The 21,313-nt window shown below is 70.8% G+C and carries 21 protein-coding genes and 1 tRNA gene; 17 read left to right on the top strand and 5 right to left on the bottom strand.

What is annotated here, in order from left to right; genetic code table 11:
* The first annotated feature begins 146 nt into the window (after positions 1-146).
* The 4 genes from ribB (at position 147) to GY170_RS14420 (ending at position 3,296) form a co-directional block, all read left to right on the top strand.
* A complete protein-coding gene (ribB, locus tag GY170_RS14435; RefSeq protein WP_163894834.1) occupies positions 147-1,274 on the top strand; it encodes a 3,4-dihydroxy-2-butanone-4-phosphate synthase in 1,128 nt (375 codons plus the stop codon).
* A 3-nt stretch (positions 1,275-1,277) separates the two neighbouring features.
* A complete protein-coding gene (locus GY170_RS14430) occupies positions 1,278-1,808 on the top strand; it encodes a 6,7-dimethyl-8-ribityllumazine synthase (RefSeq protein WP_163894832.1) in 531 nt (176 codons plus the stop codon).
* Complete coding sequence (gene nusB / locus GY170_RS14425; RefSeq protein ID WP_163894830.1) at positions 1,805-2,287, top strand: transcription antitermination factor NusB; 483 nt, start codon at positions 1,805-1,807, stop codon at positions 2,285-2,287. The genes GY170_RS14430 and nusB overlap by 4 nt, the downstream gene beginning before the upstream one ends.
* 235 nt (positions 2,288-2,522) lie before the next feature.
* A complete protein-coding gene (locus GY170_RS14420) occupies positions 2,523-3,296 on the top strand; it encodes an EAL domain-containing protein (RefSeq protein ID WP_163894828.1) in 774 nt (257 codons plus the stop codon).
* Positions 3,297-3,371: 75 nt separating this feature from the next.
* Here the strand turns inward: GY170_RS14420 and GY170_RS14415 are convergent, their stop codons facing one another.
* A complete protein-coding gene (locus GY170_RS14415; protein ID WP_163894827.1) occupies positions 3,372-4,640 on the bottom strand; it encodes a DEAD/DEAH box helicase in 1,269 nt (422 codons plus the stop codon).
* Between the two features lie 692 nt (positions 4,641-5,332).
* Between GY170_RS14415 and GY170_RS14410 the strand changes: the two genes are divergently transcribed.
* The 6 genes from GY170_RS14410 (at position 5,333) to GY170_RS14385 (ending at position 11,483) form a co-directional block, all read left to right on the top strand.
* Positions 5,333-5,719: a cytidine deaminase gene (locus GY170_RS14410; RefSeq protein ID WP_163894825.1), complete on the top strand. Its 387-nt coding sequence runs from the start codon at positions 5,333-5,335 to the stop codon at positions 5,717-5,719.
* On the top strand, positions 5,719-7,020 hold the full coding sequence (locus tag GY170_RS14405; protein WP_163894823.1) for a thymidine phosphorylase: 1,302 nt from the start codon (positions 5,719-5,721) through the stop codon (positions 7,018-7,020). The genes GY170_RS14410 and GY170_RS14405 overlap by 1 nt, the downstream gene beginning before the upstream one ends.
* A gap of 43 nt (positions 7,021-7,063) precedes the next feature.
* A complete protein-coding gene (locus GY170_RS14400) occupies positions 7,064-8,266 on the top strand; it encodes a phosphopentomutase (RefSeq protein WP_163894821.1) in 1,203 nt (400 codons plus the stop codon).
* Positions 8,263-9,249 carry an adenosine deaminase gene (locus GY170_RS14395; protein WP_163894819.1) on the top strand — a complete coding sequence of 329 codons (987 nt, stop codon included), beginning with the start codon at positions 8,263-8,265 and terminating at the stop codon, positions 9,247-9,249. The genes GY170_RS14400 and GY170_RS14395 overlap by 4 nt, the downstream gene beginning before the upstream one ends.
* Positions 9,246-9,878, top strand: a complete 633-nt coding sequence (gene upp / locus GY170_RS14390) for a uracil phosphoribosyltransferase (protein WP_163894817.1) — start codon at positions 9,246-9,248, stop codon at positions 9,876-9,878. Before GY170_RS14395 ends, upp begins: the two co-directional genes overlap by 4 nt.
* 84 nt (positions 9,879-9,962) lie before the next feature.
* A complete protein-coding gene (locus tag GY170_RS14385) occupies positions 9,963-11,483 on the top strand; it encodes an SPOR domain-containing protein (protein ID WP_163894815.1) in 1,521 nt (506 codons plus the stop codon).
* Between the two features lie 68 nt (positions 11,484-11,551).
* Here GY170_RS14385 and GY170_RS14380 read toward each other — a convergent pair whose 3' ends face one another.
* Both GY170_RS14380 and GY170_RS14375 read right to left on the bottom strand, forming a co-directional pair.
* A complete protein-coding gene (locus GY170_RS14380) occupies positions 11,552-12,568 on the bottom strand; it encodes a hypothetical protein (RefSeq protein ID WP_163894813.1) in 1,017 nt (338 codons plus the stop codon).
* Positions 12,569-12,718: 150 nt separating this feature from the next.
* Positions 12,719-13,210, bottom strand: a complete 492-nt coding sequence (locus GY170_RS14375; protein WP_163894812.1) for an SH3 domain-containing protein — start codon at positions 13,208-13,210, stop codon at positions 12,719-12,721.
* A gap of 169 nt (positions 13,211-13,379) precedes the next feature.
* Between GY170_RS14375 and GY170_RS14370 the strand changes: the two genes are divergently transcribed.
* From GY170_RS14370 to tuf, 3 genes are all read left to right on the top strand, one after another.
* A complete protein-coding gene (locus tag GY170_RS14370; RefSeq protein WP_163894810.1) occupies positions 13,380-15,704 on the top strand; it encodes a DNA topoisomerase IV subunit A in 2,325 nt (774 codons plus the stop codon).
* A gap of 66 nt (positions 15,705-15,770) precedes the next feature.
* A complete protein-coding gene (locus tag GY170_RS14365) occupies positions 15,771-16,265 on the top strand; it encodes a hypothetical protein (RefSeq protein WP_163894808.1) in 495 nt (164 codons plus the stop codon).
* A 163-nt stretch (positions 16,266-16,428) separates the two neighbouring features.
* Positions 16,429-17,604: an elongation factor Tu gene (gene tuf, locus GY170_RS14360; RefSeq protein WP_163894806.1), complete on the top strand. Its 1,176-nt coding sequence runs from the start codon at positions 16,429-16,431 to the stop codon at positions 17,602-17,604.
* A gap of 12 nt (positions 17,605-17,616) precedes the next feature.
* On the opposite strand, the gene GY170_RS14355 is transcribed toward tuf, so the two are convergent.
* Complete coding sequence (locus GY170_RS14355; RefSeq protein WP_163894804.1) at positions 17,617-18,441, bottom strand: helix-turn-helix domain-containing protein; 825 nt, start codon at positions 18,439-18,441, stop codon at positions 17,617-17,619.
* A 76-nt stretch (positions 18,442-18,517) separates the two neighbouring features.
* On the opposite strand from GY170_RS14355, the gene GY170_RS14350 reads away from it, so the two are divergent.
* On the top strand, positions 18,518-18,907 hold the full coding sequence (locus tag GY170_RS14350; protein WP_163894802.1) for an MAPEG family protein: 390 nt from the start codon (positions 18,518-18,520) through the stop codon (positions 18,905-18,907).
* A 27-nt stretch (positions 18,908-18,934) separates the two neighbouring features.
* Here GY170_RS14350 and GY170_RS14345 read toward each other — a convergent pair whose 3' ends face one another.
* Entirely contained in the window at positions 18,935-19,642 is a 708-nt protein-coding gene (locus GY170_RS14345; protein ID WP_163894800.1) for a lysophospholipid acyltransferase family protein, read from the bottom strand.
* A gap of 129 nt (positions 19,643-19,771) precedes the next feature.
* Between GY170_RS14345 and GY170_RS14340 the strand changes: the two genes are divergently transcribed.
* From GY170_RS14340 to GY170_RS14330, 3 genes are all read left to right on the top strand, one after another.
* A tRNA-Trp gene (locus GY170_RS14340) sits at positions 19,772-19,847 on the top strand.
* Positions 19,848-19,892: 45 nt separating this feature from the next.
* The gene (locus tag GY170_RS14335; protein WP_163894798.1) at positions 19,893-20,354 is read left to right on the top strand and encodes an RrF2 family transcriptional regulator; all 462 of its coding nucleotides are present in this window, start codon (positions 19,893-19,895) and stop codon (positions 20,352-20,354) included.
* A 100-nt stretch (positions 20,355-20,454) separates the two neighbouring features.
* Positions 20,455-21,225 carry a sulfite exporter TauE/SafE family protein gene (locus tag GY170_RS14330; RefSeq protein ID WP_163894796.1) on the top strand — a complete coding sequence of 257 codons (771 nt, stop codon included), beginning with the start codon at positions 20,455-20,457 and terminating at the stop codon, positions 21,223-21,225.
* Positions 21,226-21,313 lie beyond the last annotated feature (88 nt).

The following is a 21,313-nucleotide window of genomic DNA, read 5'->3' as shown; positions in this document are numbered from 1 at the left end:
GTGGGGGCAGAGCCCCCACCGCACTGATGGAACGCGCCGCAGGCGCTCCGCTTCACGTCCCGTGCAACCCAGCCATGCCCGCCGCCCCGGCTCTGGCCAATTGCCCCCGCATCCACTATCTCCCCTCCAGATTTGCGGGAAGCCACATGCCCATGACCTACGAGACGCCCGGACCGATCGAGATCGACTGGTCCGATGCCATCTCCTCCGTCGAGGAGATCATCAACGATGCCCGCAACGGGCGGATGTTCATCCTCGTCGATCATGAGGATCGGGAGAACGAGGGCGACCTCGTCATCCCCGCGCAGATGGCCACGCCCGACGCGATCAACTTCATGGCAACGCATGGCCGCGGGCTCATCTGCCTCGCGCTGACGTCGGAGCGGATCGACAGGCTCGGCCTGCCGCTGATGGCGCAGCAGAATTCCTCGCGGCACGAGACGGCCTTCACCACCTCGATCGAGGCGCGCGAGGGGGTCTCCACCGGCATCTCCGCCGCCGATCGGGCGCTCACCGTCGCGGTCGCCATCGACGCCGCCAAGGGCGCGCAGGATATCGCGACCCCCGGCCACGTCTTCCCGCTCCGCGCCCGCGAGGGCGGCGTGCTCGTCCGCGCCGGCCATACCGAGGCCTCGGTGGATATCGCCCGGCTTGCCGGGCTCAACCCCTCCGGCGTGATCTGCGAGATCATGAAGGAAGACGGATCGATGGCCCGGCTGCCCGATCTCGTCGCCTTCGCGCAGATGCACGGGCTGAAAATCGGCACCATCTCCGATCTCATCGCCTACCGCCGCCGCCACGACAATCTCGTCCGCCAGACCGAGGCGCAGACCATCACGTCGGAATTCGGCGGCGAGTGGGAGCTGCGCATCTTCTCCGACGTCACGCAGGGCGCCGAGCACATCGCGCTCATCAAGGGCGACATCTCCGGCGACGAGCCCGTCCTCGTGCGGATGCATGCGCAGGACGCGATGAAGGACATCGTCGGCGCCGGCGGCCCGGGGCGCGCCGCGCTCTTCGCCGATGCCATGCGCGCCATCGCCGCCGAGGGGCGGGGGGCGCTGGTGCTGCTGCGCGACCTGCACATGAAGATCGACGCCGGTGACGAGGTTACCCCGCAGACGCTGCGGCAATACGGGGTGGGGGCGCAGATCCTCTCCACGCTCGGGCTGCACCGCATCACGCTTCTGTCCAATTCCCCCCAGCCGCGCATCGTCGGGCTCGACGCCTATGGCATCGAGATCGCCGGCACGCGCCCGATCACCGAGGGCTGAGCCATGGCCGGACCGTCCGAATACGCGCTGCCCCGGCCGGAGTTCGACCGCCCCGTGCGCGCGCTGATCGCCGTCGCCCCCTTCTATCGCGATATCGCCGACATGCTGCTCGCCGGCGCCCGCGCCGAGCTGGAGGCCGTTGGCGCCGAGCACGAGACGGTCGAGGTGCCGGGCGCGCTGGAAGTGGCGCCGGCCCTCGCCATGGCGGCACGGCTGAGCAACTTCGACGCCTATGTCGCCCTCGGCTGCGTGATCCGCGGCGAGACGACGCATTACGACACCGTCTGCAACGACTCGTCCCATGCCCTGCAGCTCCTCGCCATTCAGGGGCTGCCGCTCGGCAACGGCATCCTGACGGTGGAGAACCACGGCCAGGCCGTCGTGCGCGCCGATCCGGCGCAGGCGAACAAGGGCGCCGGCGCGGCGGCGGCGGCGCTGCACCTGCTGGCCCTCTCCCGCACCTGGGGCGGTCGGACCCGCGGCGCCGGCTTCACCTCCGACATCCTGATGGCCCGCGGGGGCGACAGCGCATGAGCCTGCGCGGCGACAACCTGTCGAACAACCAGCGGCGCAAGATGAAGAGCGCCTCGCGCCTCTACGCCGTGCAGGCGCTCTTCCAGATGGAGGCGCAGTCGCAGCGGATCGACCGGGTCATCCGCGAGTTCGAGATGCACCGCTTCGGCGCTGTCTACGAAGAGGGCGAGTACCAGGACGGGGACATCGACCTCTTCCGCGCCCTGATGACCGATGCCGTCAGCCGGCAGGCGGAGATCGACCAGATGACCGACCGGGCGCTGGTCGCCAAGTGGCCCATCGCCCGCATCGACCCGACCTTGCGCGCCCTCTTCCGCGCCGCCGGGGCGGAGCTGGTGGCCAAGAACACGCCGCCGCGCGTCGTGATCAGCGAGTTCGTCGACGTGGCACGCGCCTTCTTCCCCGAGACGAAGGAGCCGAGCTTCGTCAATGCCGTGCTCGACCACATGGCGCGGGAGGCGGTGCCGGAGGCCTTCTGAGGCTCTGCCGGCGTCGCGGGCGCTCGGGCCGGGAAGGGGGGCTGTCTGCCCCCCGCTGCCGTAGGCAGCCCCCCCGAGGATTTTTCGGACCAAAGACAGGGCAGGGCGGCCGGCGCAAGTCGGGCCGGATGGTCATGCGGTCAGCGCAATCTAGCCTCAATGGTCTCACACTATAGGTATTGTTCGTGGATGGGGTGCGTATCGGGTTATGCCCGGCCGACGTGGAGCAAACACTATGCCTGAAGACAAAGGGACAGGCTGCGAGGCCTGCAGTGAGCGCGGGGGACAGGCCTTCCGCCAGCCGTTCTCCATGGCGTTCCAGCCGATCTTCGATGTCCACAGTGGCGCCGTCTTCGCGCAGGAGGCGCTGGTGCGCCCGGCCGGCGGCGGCTCCGCCCGGGACGTGCTGCAGCATGTCACTCAGACGAATCGCTACAGCTTCGACCAGGCCTGCCGGACGCGCGCCATCGCCATTGCCTCGCGGCTGGGGATCGACAGCCGGCTGAGCATCAACTTCATGCCCAACGCCGTCTACAACCCCGACAGCTGCATCCAGGCGACGCTGCGCGCCGCCGAGCGGTTCGAGTTTCCCACGGAGCGGCTGGTCTTCGAGTTCACCGAGGGCGAGGCGGTGCGCGATACCGGCCACCTGCAGAACATCGTCCGCTCCTACCGCTCCCGCGGCTTCCTGACGGCGATCGACGATTTCGGCGCCGGTTATGCCGGGCTGGGGCTGCTGTGCGACCTGCAGCCGGATATCGTGAAGATCGACATGGCGCTGGTGCGCGGCATCGCCGCGGATGAGCGGCGGAGGGTCGTCGTGGCCGCCATCGCCGGGCTTTGCGGGGATCTGGGCATCCTGCCCATCGCCGAGGGGATCGAGACCGCCGAAGACGCGGCGGCGGTGCGCGAGCTGGGGATCCGGCACATGCAGGGCTACCATTTCGCGCCGCCGGCCTATGAGCGGCTGGTGCTAAAGCCCGAGGGCAAGGGCTCCGCCGCCGCCTGAGGGGCGGGCAGGGGCAATGAGAAAAGGGGCGCCCGGTGCGGGGCGCCCCTTTCGTCTTGTCAGGCCGGCGTCGCCTCAGGCGGCGGCCTGCTTCGTCGGCCGCCGGCGACGGGGGCGTCGGCCCGGGGCGTTGCGCGACTTGCCGGAGGGGCCGCCGGAGGGCTTGCCGCCCCGGCCCTTGCCACCGCCTTCGGAGACAGGCGCGTCGGCGCCCTTCCACGGCGTGCCTCCGGCGACGGCGATCTTGGTGCCGATCAGCTTCTCGATGCCGCGCAGCTCGCTCACCTCGTCCTCGGCGCAGAAGGCCACGGCGCGGCCCTCGGCCCCGGCCCGGGCGGTGCGGCCGATGCGGTGCACGTAGCTTTCCGCCACGTTGGGCAGGTCGAAGTTGTAGACATAGCCGACGCCGGGAATGTCGATGCCGCGCGCGGCGACATCCGTCGCCACCAGCACGCGGAGCTTGTGCTGTCGGAAGGCGGCGAGGGCGCGATCCCGCTGGCCCTGGCTCTTGTTGCCGTGGATGGAGCCGGCGGCGTAGCCAGCCTTCTCCAGCTGGCCCTTCAGGCGCTCGGCGCCATGCTTGGTGCGCGCGAAGACCAGCGCCAGCTCGTCGCGATGCTCGTCGAGCAGGTCGATCAGCAGCGGCGTCTTGCCGGGCTTCGGCACGAAGTGCACCGACTGCTCGATCTTGTCCGCCGTCTTGCCGGGCGGGGAGACTTCGACGCGCGCCGGATCACGCAGGTAGGAGCCGGCGATCTCCTCCATCTGCTTGGGCAGCGTAGCGGAGAAGAGCATCGTCTGCCGCTGTTTCGGCAGCAGGGTGGCGATGCGGCGCAGGGCATGGATGAAGCCGAGGTCGAGCATCTGGTCCGCCTCGTCGAGGACGAGGAAGGAGGTGGCCGAGAGGTCGACGGCCTTGCGGTCGATCAGGTCGATCAGGCGGCCGGGCGTGGCGACGAGGATGTCGGTGCCGCGGGACATGGCCTTGGACTGCGCGCCTATGGACTTGCCGCCGACGACGAGCTGGATGCGCGGGTTGCCGGCGTTCCCGGCGAAGGAGCGCAGCGCGTTGACGATCTGCCCGGCGAGCTCACGAGTCGGCGCGAGGATCAGCGCGGCGGTGGTGCCGGGCTTCGGGGCCTGGCGCTTGCCGGAGAGGGCCTGGATCAGCGGCAGGCCGAAGGCGGCGGTCTTGCCGGTGCCCGTCTGGGCGAGGCCGAGCACGTCCTTGCCCTTCAGCGCATGCGGGATGGCCTGAAGCTGGATGGGGGTCGGCTCCGTCAGGCCGCTTTCGGCGAGGCGGGCGGAGATGGCGGGGGTGAGCCCCAGATCTTCGAACGTCATGGATATCCTTCATGGCCCGGAGACGGGCCTTGGCTCCCCGCCTCTGGCGGGGGATCGGGGTGGGCCGGGCGACGCCCGCAACGGCCTCATTGCCGGCGGGCCACCTCGGGCCGCGTCCCCCCTGCGTGCTGTGGGAAACTCTTGGGTCAGGCTCACTTGGGCGGGGCTAAAGGGCCCCCAGGCTCACGCGGGCAGAGCGCTGACGTAAGGGGCAGATGGGGGAAGTCGGGCCACAAGTCAATGGTGGATCGCTGCGACGCGGCGGAGGAGGGGGGTGCTATCGGGGATCGAACGGCTTTGGACCTTCGCGATTTGAGGCACTCAGATGGCCGCGAGAGAGGGCGGGGCATGTGCAACTGGTGCCCCGCTTAAGCGGTGTCCCCCGGAGACGACCGCCGCCGCTCTTGCCCCGCGCGGAATCAAGCCGCAGACGCCGCGCGAGCGCCGGCCCGTCCCCACGGGCTGCCGCTCTGGCTGGGCTGGGCGCCTCGCTCGGATCGGGGAGGGGCTTGGCGGGCATAAAGCGCACCAGTGGCCACGTTGCAGCGCCACCCCACGGGCCGGCGTGAGAGGGCAGCGCTCACACAACCGTCTCCCGGCCCAAGCCAGTGCCCCCCACATTCCCCCGCCCACCCTTGCATCCGCCGCCTGGGCGCCGCACCCTCGGCGCCAGCACAGGCGGAGGCGACGGAATGGAATTGATCGAGGCGGCGAAGGCGGTGCGGGAGAATGCCCACGCACCCTATTCCAACTTCAAGGTCGGTGCCGCCATCCGTGCCGCCTCCGGCCGCGTCTACCTCGGCGTCAACGTCGAGAACGTCGCCTACCCGGAGGGCACCTGCGCCGAGGCCGGGGCCATCGCCGCGATGGTGGCCAATGGCGAGACCGAGATCGCCGAGGTCGCCGTCATCGCCGGCTCTCCCATGCCCGTCACCCCCTGCGGCGGCTGCCGGCAGAAGCTGAAGGAATTCGGCGGCCCCGACGTGCAGGTCCACATGGCGACCATGGATGGCAAGGTGGAGACGCGCAGCATCGCCGAGCTCCTGCCCGGCGGTTTCTCCCCCGAGTTCATGAGCTGATGGAGCCGCGCGCCCTCATCGCCGCCATCCGCCGCGGCGAGGCGCTGCCCGAGTGTGCGCTGGCCCGCTTCGCGGCCGGCCTGGCCTCCGGCGCCGTCTCCGACGCGCAGGCGGGCGCCTTCGCCATGGCGGTGATGCTCAAGGGCCTCGGCGAGGAGGGACGCGTGGCGCTGACGGCGGGCTTTCGCGACAGCGGCCATGTGCTGGCGTGGGACCTGCCGGGCCCGGTGATCGACAAGCACTCCACCGGCGGCGTCGGCGATCCGGTCTCGCTGATCCTCGCCCCGGCGCTGGCCGCCTCCGGCGCCTACGTGCCGATGATCTCCGGCCGCGGCCTCGGCCATACCGGCGGCACGCTCGACAAGCTCGAAGCCGTGCCTGGTGTCGCTACCCAGATCGACGAGTGGCGCCTGCGCGAGATCACCGCCCAGGTCGGCTGCGCCATCGTCGGCGCCACGGGGGAGATCGCCCCGGCCGACAGGCGGCTCTACGCGATCCGCGATGTCACCGGCACGGTGGAAAGCGTCGATCTCATCACCGCCTCGATCCTGTCGAAGAAGCTGGCGGCCGGGCTCGATGCGCTGGTGCTCGACGTCAAATGCGGCTCCGGCGCCTTCATGAAGAGCGCCGAGGACGCCCGGGCGCTGGCCCGCGCGCTCACCGGCGCCGGCACCGGCGCCGGCTGCCCGACGGAGGCGCTGATCACCGACATGTCCCAGCCGCTCGCCCCCGCCATGGGCAACGCGCTGGAGGTCGCCGTCTGCATGGCGCTCCTGACGGAAGGGCGCCCGGCGGCGCCGCGCCTGCATGACCTGACCGTCGCGCTCGGCGGCCGCGCTTTGCGCCTCGGCGGCATCGCCGATGGCGAGGCGCTGGTGGCCGGCGCCATCGCCTCCGGCACGGCGCTGGAGCGCTTCTGCGCCATGCTCTCCGCCCTCGGCGGCCCGCCGGACATGGCGGAGGACTGGCGCACGCATCTGGGGGCCGCGCCGATCGTCGGCGACGTCACGGCGCCGGAAGGCGGCTACGTCACCGCCATCGACGGTGAGGCGCTGGGCCATGCCGTCGTCGCCCTCGGCGGCGGCCGGCAGGTGGAGAGCGACAAGGTGAACCCCTCGGTCGGCCTGTCGGAGATCGCGCCCCTCGGCACATTCGTGGAGAAGGGCGCGCCGCTCTGCCTCCTCCACGCGGCCGACGAGGAGGGCGCCTTCGCCGCGGCGCAGGCCGTCCGCGCGGCGATCACACTGGGCGAGGGCCCTCTGCCGGAGGCGCCGCTGGTACTGGAGGAGGTGACGGCATGAAGATGGCGAGACGCACCGGCAGGTGCGGCAAGCGGGGCGCGCCATGAGCCGGGCGTTCCTCGTGGTGATGGACAGCGTCGGCATCGGCGGCGCGCCCGACGCGGCCGATTATGCCAACGGCAAGGTGCCCGATACCGGCGCCAACACGCTCGGCCACATCGCCGAGGCCTGTGCCACCGGCCGGGCGGAGGAGGGGCGCTCCGGCCCCCTCCGCCTGCCGGCCCTCGCCGGCCTCGGCCTCGGCCAGGCCCTGCACCTCGCTTCCGGCTTCCCCGACCCCTGGCCGGGCGCCGAGGTCTCCGGCGCCTGGGGCGCGGCGACCGAGGTGAGCCGCGGCAAGGACACGCCCTCCGGCCACTGGGAGCTCGCCGGCGTGCCGGTGCCGTGGGACTGGGGCTACTTCCCCAACGAGACCCCCGCCTTCCCTCCGGAGCTGATGGCCGAGGTCGCCGCGAAGGCCGGCACCGAGGGCACGCTCGCCAATTGCCACGCCTCCGGCACGACGGTGATCGCGGAGTACGGCGAGGAGCATCTGCGCACCGGCTGGCCCATCTGCTACACCTCCGTCGACAGCGTCTTCCAGATCGCCGCGCATGAGGAGGCCTTCGGGCTGGAGCGGCTGCTCCGCCTCTGCGAGGACATCGCCCCGACGCTTCACGCCATGAAGATCGGCCGGGTCATCGCCCGCCCCTTCCTCGGCAGCGCGCCCGCCGATTTCAAGCGCACCGCCCACCGCCGCGACTACGCCATCGCCCCGCCGGCGCCGACGCTCTGCGACTGGGTGTCGGCGGCGGGCCGGCCCGTCCACGCCGTCGGCAAGATCGGCGACATCTTCTCGATGCAGGGCATCGACGACGTGACCAAGGGCCCCGACGAGAGCCTGATGGCGGATCTGCACCGCCTCGCGGGCGAGGCGGAGGAGGGCTCGCTCACCTTCGCCAACTTCGTCGAGTTCGACAGCCTCTACGGCCACCGGCGCGATGTCTCCGGCTACGCGCGGCACCTCGAATGGTTCGACGCCGAGCTGGCGCGACTGATCGGCCACCTGCGGCCCGGGGACCTGCTCATCGTCACCGCCGATCATGGCAACGACCCAACCTTCGCCGGCACCGACCACACGCGCGAGCGGGTGCCGGTGCTGGTGCACGGGCTGGGGCTGGACGAGCTGGGCCTGATGGCCTTCACCGACGTGGCGGAACTGGCGGCCGGGCATCTTCAGGTGCCCCGGCCGGAGGAGGGACGATGAGCTGGCGAGAGTTTCCGAAGGTCGAGCTGCACCTGCATCTGGAGGGCGCGGCGCCGCCGTCCTTCATCCGCGGGCTGGCCAAGGAGAAGCACATCGACCTCTCCGGCATCTTCACCCGCGAGGGCGACGGCTACGCCTATGACGATTTCGACCATTTCCTGCAGGTCTACGAGGCCGCCTGCACCACGCTGCAGAGCCCCGAGGACTTCCGCCGCCTGACCCTCGCCGTGCTGGAGGAGAGCGCCTCGCACGGCGTCGTCTACACCGAGGCCTTCCTGTCGCCGGATTTCTGCGGCGGCGGTGACGTCTCCGCCTGGCGCGACTACCTCGCCGCCATCGAGGATGCGGCGGCGGAGGCGGAGCGGAGTTTCGGCATCACGCTGCGCGGCATCGTCACCGCCATCCGCCATCTGGGGCCGGAGCAGGCGAAGACCGCCGCCCTCTGCGCGGCGGAGACCGCCGGGCCCTTCGTGACCGGTTTCGGGCTGGCGGGCGCCGAGCTCGTCGGGCGGCCGGGCGACTACGCCTGGAGCTTCGACATGGCGCGCGAGGCGGGCCTCTCCCTCACCTGCCATGCCGGCGAGTGGGGCGGGCCCGACATGGTGGCCGACACCATTCGCGACCTGAAGGTCTCCCGCATCGGCCACGGCATCTCCGCCGTGCGCGACCCGGCGCTCTGCGAGCGGCTGGCGGAGGACGGCGTGGTGCTGGAGGTCTGCCCCGGCTCCAACGTCTTCCTCGGCGCGGCGAAGAGCTGGGCCACCCACCCCATCGCCGAGCTGCGCGAGCGGGAGGTGAAGGTGACGATCTCCACCGACGATCCGCCCTACTTCCACACCACCATGACGAAGGAGTTCGAGGGGCTCGAGCGCGCCTTCCGCTGGGGGGAGGAGGACTTCCAGGAGCTGACCGAGGTGGCGCTCGCCGCCGCTTTCTGCGACGAGGAGACGAGGGGCAAGGTGAAGGAAAGGCTGACGAGATGACCGAGGGCGTGACACTGGTCGATCACCCGCTGGTGCAGCACAAGCTGAGCCTGATGCGTGAGAAGGAGACGTCGACGAACTCCTTCCGCCGGCTCCTGCGCGAGATCAGCCACCTTCTCGCCTACGAGATCACCCGCGACCTGCCGCTGACGACCGAGCGCATCGAGACGCCGCTGCAGCCGATGGATGCACCGATGATCGAGGGCAAGAAGCTCGCGCTCGTCTCGATCCTGCGGGCGGGGAACGGGCTGCTCGACGGTATCCTTGAGCTGATCCCGGCGGCGCGCGTGGGCTTCGTCGGCCTCTACCGCGACCCGGAGACGCTGCAGCCGGTGCAGTATTACAACAAGCTGCCGGGCAACCTCGACGAACGGCTGACCATCGTGGTCGACCCGATGCTGGCGACGGGCAATTCCTCCGCTGCCGCCATCGACCTGGTGAAGGAGGCGGGGGCGACCAACATCCGCTTCATGTGCCTGCTCGCGGCACCGGAAGGGATCGCCCGGATGCGCGAGGCGCACCCGGACGTGCCCATCATCACCGCCGCCATCGACAGCCACCTGAACGACCATGGCTACATCGTCCCAGGCCTCGGGGATGCCGGCGACCGGATGTTCGGCACGAAGTAGCCCGCGGCCCCCGGGCGGGGGCGTGCGGCCTTTACTTGCTGGGGCCGTTCCGGCATCTTCCGCTATATCTTGTGGGGGGACGCCATGGATCGTGTTCGCAAAGCCGCCGTTCTTGCGCTCGCCCTCGGGGCGGCGCCGGGCGCGCTGATGGCGCAGAGCTACGTGCCGGCGGAGTTTCCGCCCGCGGATTACGCCGGCAACCAATACGTGGATTCCGACGGCTGCGCCTTCATCCGCGCCGGCATCGGCGGGGCGCTGGAATGGGTGCCGCGGCTCGACCCGAGCCGCCGCCAGCTCTGCGGCTACGTCCCCACCTTCGACAGCCCGCCGCCGCAGACCATCGCGCCGAACCAGCCGGAGGGCTTCTTCGGCGTGCCCGGGCTGGACGACGCATCGATCCCGGCATCCCCCCCCGCTCCCGCTCCCGCTCCCGCGCCGGCCCCCGCCGCCACGCCAGCCCCGGCCCCCGAGCCGACGCCCGTGGCCGCGCCGGTGAGCCCGGTGATCACTCCGATGCCGGAGCCCGAGCCGGAGCCGCGCCGCCTGTCCCTCGCGGAAGCCTGCGACGGGCGCAGCGGCATCCAGCCGGGCCTCATCCGCGCCTCCACCGGTGAGCCGCTCGATTGCGGCCCCGCCGCCCCGGCGCAGGTGATCCCCGCCGTTCTCGAGCCGGCGCTGGAGCATCTGCCGCAGGCCCCCGCCGCCGCGCCGGCGCTGCGCCGGCTGACCATCGCGCAGGCCTGCGCCGAGGTGGCCGAGGGCCGGGTGCTGATCAACCAGTCGACCGGCAGCGCCTTCACCTGCCCCGAGGCGCCGATGCCGATCCCCGTGGTCTCCACCCCAGCACCGGCCGCGCCCGTGTTGCCGGCGGCGCCCGCTCCGGCCGGAATGATCCCGCCCATGACGGTCCCCGTTGCGGCGCCGGTGGCCCCGCAGCCGGCCACGGTCGTCGTCGCCAGCCCCGAGCCGGCGGCGCCTCTGCCGGCGGGTCTCGCCGCGGCCTGCCCGTCGGGCAGCTTCTCCTACGATGCCTTCCTCACCGGCGGCGGCGGCCTCCCGATCCGCTGTGGCCCGCAGGCGCAGTCGCCCCACAGCGCAGGCTCTGCCGTGAGGGCCACGGCCGCCGGCGGGGGCACGCTCTCGACCTTCGGAGGCACCGCGCCGCCGCCCATCTCCAACCCCGTGGTCGGCCGCGTGCCGCAGAGCCCGCCGGCCGGCTACGAGCGGGCGTGGGATGACGGGCGGATCAACTTCTACCGCGGCATGCCGCAGGCTCAGGTGGTCACTGAGGTGCCGATGAGCGGGCAGCTCTCCACCTCCTCCGCCCCGGCAGCAGCGGCGGCCCCTGCCGCCGCGCCCGCCCCGCAGCCGGTGGCGGCGCAGCCGGCGGTCACCGGGCGCTACGTGCAGGTCGGCACCTACGGCGAGCCGGCGAACGCGCAGCGCGCCGTGGCGCGGCTGGCGGCGCTGGGCCTGCCGGTCGGCGTGATGCAATCGGGCGGCATGCAGGCCGTCGCGGCCGGCCCCTTCGCCAGCGCCACGGCGCTGCAGAGCGCGCTCGGCACGGCGAGGGCCGCCGGCTACTCGGACGCGTTCGTGCGGTAGATTGGCCGCGAGAGGGCAAGGATCAGGCCCGGGGGCGAGAGCCTGCCGGGCCTTTTCATGTCCGGGCCTCAGCCCTGGCAGATGCCCTTGAGCGCGATCCAGTCGGCATCCGTCAGCAGCGGCACGCGGGTCAGCGCCTGCGGCACCGGGCCGGTGCTCTCGCCGAAGCGGGTGCCCTCCGGGTCCACCCGGGCGGACCATGCGGCGAAGCTCATCCCCTCCGCCTCGAAGCCCGCCGCCAGCTCGGCGCGGCTCGCCGGTTCCGGCGGCTCCTGCAGCAGGTGGGCGGCGTGGGCGGCGATGGCGTCGTCCGGCAGGTCGCCGGTCGTCAGCAGCGTCAGCGTGGCGCCAAGGCCGGCATCGGCGAGGAGCGCCTCCATCGGGTCATCCTCGGCGCGGGAGATCCAGGCGGTGAGGGCGTGGCCGGCGGGCACGGCGGCCTCCTCCGGCTCCTCCACCATCGCCTCGGAGAGGAGGACGATGCGGCCCGGCAGGATGATGCCCCAATCGGGCCCCTGCGGGAGGACGACGAGCTGCCCCGTGCCCTCGTCGCCGAAGAGCCGCTGCTGCAGCGTCGCCAGCGCCTGCGTGCCCAGCGGGTCCCGGCAGGAGGAGCCGGCCTGCCGCTGCACGTGGCCCAACAGCGAGGCGCCGATCTCCAGCCGCTTGGCCATGGGCACGACGGCGAGCGTCTGCCGCTGCAGGGCGCCGGGCAGCCAGAAGACGACCACGCCGAGCAGAACGGCGAGGAAGGTGCCGAGCCCGAGGTAGCGCAGCCGCCCGCGCTTCGGCCGGCTGCGCGCGAGGGCGCCGCGCACCGTCTCGATGGCGTCGATCATCAGCGCCTCGTCGATCTCGAGGCTCTCGCCCGTCTCCGGGCCGGGGGCATAGATCGCGGGCGTGGTGTCGGGGTTCTGCCGCTCGATGGCGGGCAGCGACCAATGGGCGAGGGGGCGGCCGTTGGGATCGGAGATGACGAGCGTGGCGTCGCCGAAGGAGACGAAGACCTCGCGCCGCTGCGCGCTCGCCTCCGCGCGCCACAGCCCGCTCGATTCCAGCCTCTGATATTGTGAGAGGGCCGTCACTGCCCGCACCCCTTTTTTCTCAGCATAGCCGGCAGGAATCGGGGGGGAAAGCGAAAGCGCCGCCGCAACGGGTGTTGCGGGGCGCCAAGGTCGTCTCGGGGCAGGTGCGGGCCGGCTCAAAGGCCGGCCACGCGGGCGTGCGCAAGGGGATCAGCTCTCGGGTTCGAGCAGGCGCTCGGCCATCCAGCCTTCGACCTCGCCGTCCACGAGGCGGACACGGGCCCAGCCGGCGCGTGTTTCCAGCAGTTCCAGATCGGTGCCGCCGTTGAGCGTGTCGAGGACGAGGTAATCGGTGCCCGGCCCGGCGCGCATGTTCACGCGGCTGCCGGCGACTTCCCAGATGTCCATTTCATCAGCGGCGGGGGCGGCGGCGACCTCGATCACCTCGGCCTCGGGCTCCAGGGCGATCTCCGGCTCGGCGGAGGCAGGCTCGGCGATGACGGGCAGGTTGAGGCTGCCGGCATTGGTCATCGAGGCGAGGACGACATCGTCGCCCGCGGCGCGCGTCACCTCGACGTCGGAGATATCGGCGGCCGCGACTTCCATCGGGCTCTGGCTTTCAGGCACGAAATTCGGCCCGTCGGAGAGGGCGTAGTAGGCGCCCCCAAGGAAGAGAAAAGTCACGGTGATGAAGCTCTTCACGGTCTCGCTCCCGGGTTCGGTGCGAATCCACGGCACAGCTGGCAGCTTGGCAGATTCGGTTATCGTTAAGATACTGTTGCCTCTCCAATGCGTGACGCGCCGCGAGGTTCCCTACGTCGTTAACTGCAGATGCCTTGCCGCCACGGAGGAGGGCCGCTAGACGACAGCTATGTCCGACGAGCCTGACGACCCCAAGATGGAGGGTGGCGACCCGCCGCCGCAGGAGGTGAGCGAGCCGCTCTCCCGCGCGATCGGCGAGCGCTACCTGAGCTACGCGCTCTCCACCATCGTCAACCGGGCGCTGCCGGATGCGCGCGACGGGCTGAAGCCGGTGCACCGGCGCATCCTCTATGCCATGCGCGAGCTTCGGCTCACCGCGACCGGTGGCTTTCGCAAGTCCGCCAAGATCTCCGGCGACGTGATGGGCAACTACCACCCGCATGGCGACGGCGCGATCTACGACGCGATGGCCCGCCTCGCGCAGGATTTCGTCATCCGCTACCCGCTGGTCGACGGGCAGGGCAACTTCGGCAACATCGACGGCGACATGCCCGCCGCCTCCCGCTACACCGAGGCCCGCCTGACGGCCGCTGCCGAGGCCCTGATGGAGGGGCTGGCCGAGGATGCCGTCGACTTCCGCGACAATTACGACGGCACGCTGACCGAGCCGGTCGTCATGCCGGCGGCCTTCCCCAACCTGCTCGCCAACGGCTCCTCCGGCATCGCGGTCGGGATGGCGACGAACGTGCCGCCGCACAACCTCGACGAGCTGATCGAGGCCTGCCTGCATCTCATCAAGAGCCCCGATGCCCGCGACGAGACGCTGATCCGCATCGTGAAGGGCCCCGACTTCCCCACCGGCGGCGTCATCGTCGAGCCGGCGGAGAGCATCGCGGAAACCTACCGCACCGGGCGCGGCTCCATCCGCCTGCGCTCGCGCTGGGAGGTGGAGGATCTGGGCCGCGGCACCTGGCAGATCGTCGTCACCGAGATCCCCTACATGGTGCCGAAGTCGCGGCTGATCGAAAAGCTGGCGGAGCTTATCCAGCTCAAGAAGCTCCCCGTCCTCGCCGACGTGCGCGACGAGAGCGCCGGCGACGTGCGGCTGGTGCTGGAGCCGAAGAGCCGCACCGTCGACCCCGCCGTGATGATGGAGATGCTGTTCAAGGCCTCCGACCTCGAGACGCGCTTCGCGATGAACATGAACGTGCTGATCGACGGCATCACGCCGAAGGTCTGCTCGCTGAAGGAGGTGCTGCAGGCCTTCCTCGCCCACCGCCGCGACGTGCTCATCCGCCGCTCACGCCACCGCATGGCGAAGATCGACCACCGGCTGGAGGTGCTCGAAGGCTTCATCACCGCCTTCCTCAACCTCGACCGGGTGATCGACATCATCCGCTACGACAACGATCCCAAGGCCGCGCTGATGGCCGAGGAATGGGCCCGCAAGACGCCGCGCTGCCGCGACGAGAGCGACTACGTCTCGCCGATGAGCTACTCTGCGGAGGGTGAGCTGAGCGAGGTGCAGGCCGAGGCGATCCTCAACATGCGCCTGCGCGCCCTGCGCCGGCTGGAGGAGATGGCGCTGCTGAAGGAGCAGGGCGAGCTGATGGCCGAGCGGGCCGGGCTGGAGGATCTGCTCGCCAGCGAGGAGCTGCAGTGGACAACCATCGCCGGCGAGCTGAAGGAGACGCGCAAGGCCTTCGGCGCCGGCCACGCCTTCGGCCAGCGGCGGACGACCTTCGATGTCCCCGGCGAGGTGACGGAGATCGCCGTGGAGGCGATGATCCCGAAGGAGCCGGTGACGGTCGTCCTGTCGCAGATGGGCTGGATCCGGGCCATGAAGGGCCACATCGACCTCGCGCAGGAGCTGAAGTACCGCGACGGCGACGAGGGGCGCTTCGTCTTCCATGCGCAGAGCACCGACCGGCTGATCCTCGTCGGCGAGAACGGGCGTTTCTACACGATCTCTGCCTCGGCGCTGCCCGGCGGGCGGGGCCTAGGCGAGCCGGTGCGCCTGATGGTGGACCTGCCGAACGACGCGCAGATCCTGACGATCTTCACCCATGAGCCCGGGCGCCGGCTGCTCGTCGCCTCCTCCGCCGGCGACGGCTTCGTTCTGAACGAGGACGAGGCGGTGGCGCAGACACGCGCAGGCAAGCAGGTGCTGAACGTCAAGGACGGGGTTGTGGCGAAGGTCGTCTCCCCCGTCGCGGGCGACCATGTCGCCGTGGTGGGGCAGAACCGCAAGGTGCTGGTCTTCCCGCTGGACGAGCTGCCCGAGATGGCGCGCGGCAAGGGCGTCCGTCTGCAGAAGTACAAGGACGGCGGGCTGAGCGATGTCATCACCTTCCCGCTCGCGGATGGCCTCAGCTGGCCCGACAGCGCCGGCCGCACCCGCCGCGTCGAGGACCTGACGGACTGGCTCGGCAAGCGCGCCACGGCCGGGCGCATGGCGCCGAGGGGCTTCCCCCGCGACAATCGCTTCGGCTAGGCTGACGCTGGGGCAAGCGCCCGGGGGGACAGCGCTCCGGGGAGGCCACATGCCGCGATCGGGCCGATGAGAGACATCCGCATCTGGTGGGCCTTGGCGCGCCGGATGGCGTGGGGCTGGTGGCCGGACCGCAAGACGGGTCTGCGCTCATGGTGGGCCGGGGCGGACCTGCCGGAGCGGGGCATGACGGTGTTCGTCGCCGCCTTCCTGGCCTTCTGCGTGGGTTTCCTCGGCATGGCGATGGCGGCGGCATCGGGCCCCTCCGAAGGGGTGCCATGCCCCGAACTCGGCTCCGAGGTTGCCGGGCAGCACGCCTTCGAGCCGGGGGGGACCCATTTCGACCGGGTGAACGGCGTGCTGGTGACGGCGATCTACGGCGAGGGCGGCCACAGGGCCCGCTGCGCCATGGCGCTGAACAAGCATCGCTGCGAGGTCACCGGGCCGACGATCCTCCGCTCGGAGATCTACGGCGCCCGGCGCTACTTCGAGGTCCCCGCCGGCGAGAGCGCCGCGCTCATCGTGCGCAGCAGCCGCGCGCGCTGCGTCATGTTCGGCGCCTGAGCCGGGCGGCGCTGCCGGCCCTCGCCTTCGCGCGGTGCCGAAGGGGGCCGCCCGACAGCGGCGCCCTGCGCAGGCCGCTTGATTTCTCTTTCCCAGAACAATACATCGCCCGCGATATTAGACTCGGGCCCTTCTGGCCCCCCAGACAGCGGAGCGCCGGCACATGTCCAAGGCCAAGTTTGAACGCAACAAGCCGCACGTGAACATCGGCACGATCGGTCACGTCGACCACGGCAAGACGACGCTGACGGCGGCGATCACGAAGTACTTCGGCGACTTCCAGGCCTACGACCAGATCGATGCGGCGCCGGAAGAGAAGGCCCGCGGGATCACGATCTCCACGGCCCACGTCGAGTACGAGACGGAGAACCGTCACTACGCGCACGTCGACTGCCCCGGCCACGCCGATTACGTGAAGAACATGATCACCGGTGCCGCCCAGATGGACGGTGCGATCCTCGTGGTGAACGCCGCCGACGGCCCGATGCCGCAGACGCGCGAGCACATCCTGCTCGGCCGCCAGGTCGGCATCCCGAAGATGGTCGTGTTCCTCAACAAGGTCGACCAGGTCGATGACGCCGAGCTGCTCGAGCTCGTCGAGATGGAAGTGCGCGAGCTGCTCACCGCCTACGACTACCCGGGCGACGACATCCCGATCATCGCCGGCTCGGCCCTCGCCGCGCTCGAAGGCCGTGACCCGGAAATCGGCGAAGAGAAGATCAAGGAACTGATGGCGGCCGTGGATGACTACATCCCGACCCCGGCGCGTGCCGTCGACCAGCCCTTCCTGATGCCGATCGAGGACGTGTTCTCGATCTCCGGCCGCGGCACCGTCGTGACCGGCCGTGTCGAGCGCGGTGTCGTCAACGTTGGCGACGAGCTCGAGATCGTCGGCATCAAGGACACCAAGAAGACGACCTGCACGGGCGTCGAGATGTTCCGCAAGCTGCTCGACCGCGGCGAGGCCGGCGACAACATCGGCGCGCTGCTGCGCGGCATCGACCGTGACGGCGTCGAGCGGGGCCAGGTGCTCTGCAAGCCCGGCTCGGTGAAGCCGCACACGAAGTTCGAGGCCGAGGTCTACATCCTGACCAAGGAAGAGGGTGGCCGTCACACGCCGTTCTTCGCGAACTACCGCCCGCAGTTCTACTTCCGCACGACGGACGTGACCGGCACGGTCGAGCTGCCCTCCGGCACCGAGATGGTGATGCCCGGCGACAACCTGAAGCTGTCGGCCGAGCTGATCTACCCGATCGCCATGGAAGAAGGCCTGCGCTTCGCCATCCGCGAAGGCGGCCGCACCGTCGGCTCCGGCGTCGTCTCGAAAATCATCGAGTAAGACAGCCCGGCATTACGTTTTGGAAAGGCCGCTCCCTCGGGGGCGGCCTTTTTCATTGGGGTGGGGCGCCCGGCCGGTGGCGAGGAGGCAGTCCTCCGTCTCGTCATCCACTGGCGCGAGCAGCTCCACTTCCAGCCCCGCGATGGCCGCGTCGTGGATCGAAGCGAGCCGCCCCACCAGCGACGACATGGTCAGCGTCACGCCGTCCGGCCCCGTCAGCCGGGCCGGCACGAAGGGCGGCGGCGGGTCGGTGCTGGCAAGGCGGGCTGGCACATGGTCGAACAGCCCCTCGGTGCGGGCCTGATCGAGTCGGCGGGCGAGGGCCGGGTTCTCGGCGGCGGCGCTCTGCATGCGGAAGTAGAAGACGAGGCTCACGTCCTGCCAGTTCTGCACCCGCTCGCGGAAGGCGGGCGACAGGAATATCTCGAAGAGCGAGGGCATCTCTCCGGCGGGCGCCCCCAGCGAGGCGGTGAGCGCGAGGCCCGGCCCGTTGGCGCGCAGCACCTGCCACGACCGGTCGAGCACGAAGCCCGGAAAGGGCCAGTGCCGCAGCACGCGGCGCTCGATCCGGTCCAGCAGCGCCTCCATCTCCGCCGCACCGAAATCGTCATGGCGGAAGGGGTTGGCGAGCCCCGCCGCGTCGAAGAGCATCGCCCGCTGCGGTAGCGACAGCGCGAGCCCGGTGCAGAGCCGGATGAGAAACTCGCGCGTCGCCCGGCTGCGCCCGCTTTCGATGAAGGAGACGTGCCGCTGCGTGGTGCCGATCGCGCCGGCCAGCGCCAGTTGCGACAGGCCGAGATCGCTGCGGAGTGTCTTGAGCGCGGAGCCGAAGGCCATGATACCCTCCAAGGGAATTGAGGCGATACCTGCAACAGCCTAGCTCGGGATCAGTCATCCTTGAAAGGACATTGCGATGCTGACCTGGCTGCTCATTGGCTCTGCCGTCTATCTGCTCACCTGCTACGTGCCCGCCCTCATGCTGATCTCTCATATCTCCATCGGGCGGTTCCTTGCCTCGCGCGACGAGGAGCCCCTGAAGAATGCCGTGCATGGCCGCGCCGAGCGGGCGGCGCGGAATTTTCGAGAGAATTACCCGGTGTTCATGGGTCTGGGCATCCTCGCCCTTGTGGTGCCCGGCACCAACATGCCGCTGGCGACCTTCGGGGCCGCCGTCTTCGTGCTCGTCCGCATACCCTACCTGCCGATGTACATGGCCGCGATCCCGGTCTGGCGCTCCATGGTGTTCATGGTTGGCTGGACGGGAATGGTGCTGATGGGCGTGGCGCTCGTCTGGCCGGGCTGAAGCTCAGCCGCTCGGCTCAGCCCCTGCTCAGGGGCCCGGCGCCTCGCCCACCACGCGGTCGGCCCGCTCGGTGATGGCATCGAGATGCGCCGTCAGGCTGGCCGTGGCGGCCGCCCGCTCCGCCTCGCCGGGCTGGCGGGGCAGGGGCGGCGCCTCCCACGGGGCGAGGATCATGGCGCCGCGGGTGAAGGGGCGGGGGAAGAGCGTCTTGTCCCAGCTGCCGAGGCGCCAGGGCTTCGCCTGGCTGATCGCCATGCCCCAGACGGGCACGCCGGCGATCCGCGCCCAGTCGATCGGCACCGGTTTGAGCGCCCGCGCCGGCCCCTTGGGCCCGTCCGCCGCGATGCCGATGGAGCAGCGCTCCTCCCGCAGCCGCTTCAGGACCGTCCGCATCTGCGCCATGGTGGAGGCGCGGGGCGGCATGAGCATGGGCGAGAAGCCCTGCCGCTCCATCACCTCGGCCATCATCGCGCCGATCGCCGTGCCCTCGTTGAGCGACGACATGGGAAAGCCCTGCGGCCACGCGACGCCGGCGAAGGCGATGCGTGAATGCCAGAGCACCATGACCACCGGCCCCTCGGCCAGCTGGGCGCGCAGCTCCGCCTCGCCCTCCCGCTGCCAGCGGGTGGTGGCCGCGCAAAGACGGATCCAGCCCGTCAGCAGCGCCGAAAGGGTGCGCCGCAGCCAGGCCGAATCCCGGATGCGTACGCCGAGGCTGGGGCCGGATCTCGCCATGCGCCGCACCCTGCCGCGAGCGCGCGGGGGAGGCAAGGCGGCGCGGAAGGGCAGGGTCAAACTGCCCGGAGGAGGGCGGTGCGGGGCTTGCCTCGGGGGCGGGACCATATTAAGCAGCCGCTCGGCCTTAGGGGTATAGCTCAGTTGGTAGAGCGACGGTCTCCAAAACCGTAGGTCGCGGGTTCGAGCCCTGCTGCCCCTGCCACAGGCCCGCCGCACCTGCCATGGAGACCACCATGGAGGATTGCCGATGCTCTCGCAGAAAGCCCGATACGCGCTGCACGCCGCCATCCACCTCGCTCGAGCCGAGGAGGAGGATCGGGCGGTGACCGCCGCGGCCATCGCCGCGGCCGAAGGCATCCCGGCTAAGTACCTCGAGCAGATCCTGGCGGACCTGAAGCGCCGCGGCGTCGTGCAGGGCCGGCGCGGCCCTTCAGGCGGCTACCGTCTGGCGCGGGCGGCGTCGGACATCAGCTTCGCGGAGATCCTCCGCTCGGTCGACGGGCCACTGGCGCTGGCACCTTGCGTCTCCGTCACCGCGCCGGGCCGCTGCCCGGACTGCAAATCGGTGGAACACTGCGAGATTCGCCCGATTCTCGAGGCCGTGCGCCATACCACTGCGCTGCTGCTGGAGGGGATGTCGCTGGCCGAGGCGGCGGGCGGGCGGCAGATCTCCTTCGCCGCGCCGCCTCGAGAAACGCCTGAGAATTAGGCGGTGGAGCGCCCGAAGCGCGGGGCCACCTGATTCCACTTGACGCAATTACCTAGTTATCAGGTATGAAATAGCAGAAATGTCCAACGGGGAGACCATCATGGACAACAGCTTTCTGCTCTTCTCGCTCGTCGGCTTCCTTGCCCAGCTCGTCGACGGGGCCTTGGGGATGGCCTACGGCGTCGTCGCCTCTTCCGTGCTGCTGTCCTTCGGGGTGGCGCCTGCGGTAGCCTCCGCCTCCACCCATTTCGCCGAGATCTTCACGACCGGCGCCTCGGCGAGTTCGCATGTCTGGCACCGCAACGTGAGCTGGCGGATGCTGGCGACGCTGGCGCCGGCGGGCGTGCTGGGCGGGGTGATCGGCACCTACGTGCTCACCACCTTCGACGGCAACGTCATGCGCCCCTTCATCGCCCTCTACCTCGGCGTCGTCGGCGTCTGGATCGTGGCGCGCGCCCTGATGGGGCCGGCGACGCTCCGCAAGCCGAAGGCGGGGGCTCTGCTGCCGCTGGGCGGCGCCGGCGGCTTCATCGATGCGGTGGGCGGCGGCGGCTGGGGCCCCTCCGTCACCACGGCGCTGATCGGCGCCGGCGGCGCCCCGCGGGAGACGATCGGGACGGTCAACACGGCGGAATTCTTCCTCACAATGGCCGTCTCCGTCAGCTTCATGGTGGCGATCTTCACCGGCCACTGGGACGAGGGCGGTGTCGCCGGGCACATCGCGGCGGTCGCGGGGCTCATCGTCGGCGGTGTGCTGGCGGCGCCGCTGGCGGGCTACGTCGTCAAGATCATGCCGGCGCGGACGCTGATGCTGCTCGTGGGCGTGCTCATCCTGCTGCTGGCCGTCTACCAGACCTGGCGACTGGTCTGAGGCGTTCCCCAGAGAGGAGCTGCGGCGCGGCCCGATCGTCACAGGGCCGCGCCTTTCCGCCGAGGGCCACAAGGCGGCCTTGAAAAGG

The organism is Pseudoroseicyclus tamaricis, assembly GCF_012070395.1.
In the GTDB taxonomy this organism is placed as follows: Bacteria; Pseudomonadota; Alphaproteobacteria; order Rhodobacterales; family Rhodobacteraceae; genus Pseudoroseicyclus_A; species Pseudoroseicyclus_A tamaricis.
This window is presented reverse-complemented; position numbering and strand designations above follow the sequence as displayed.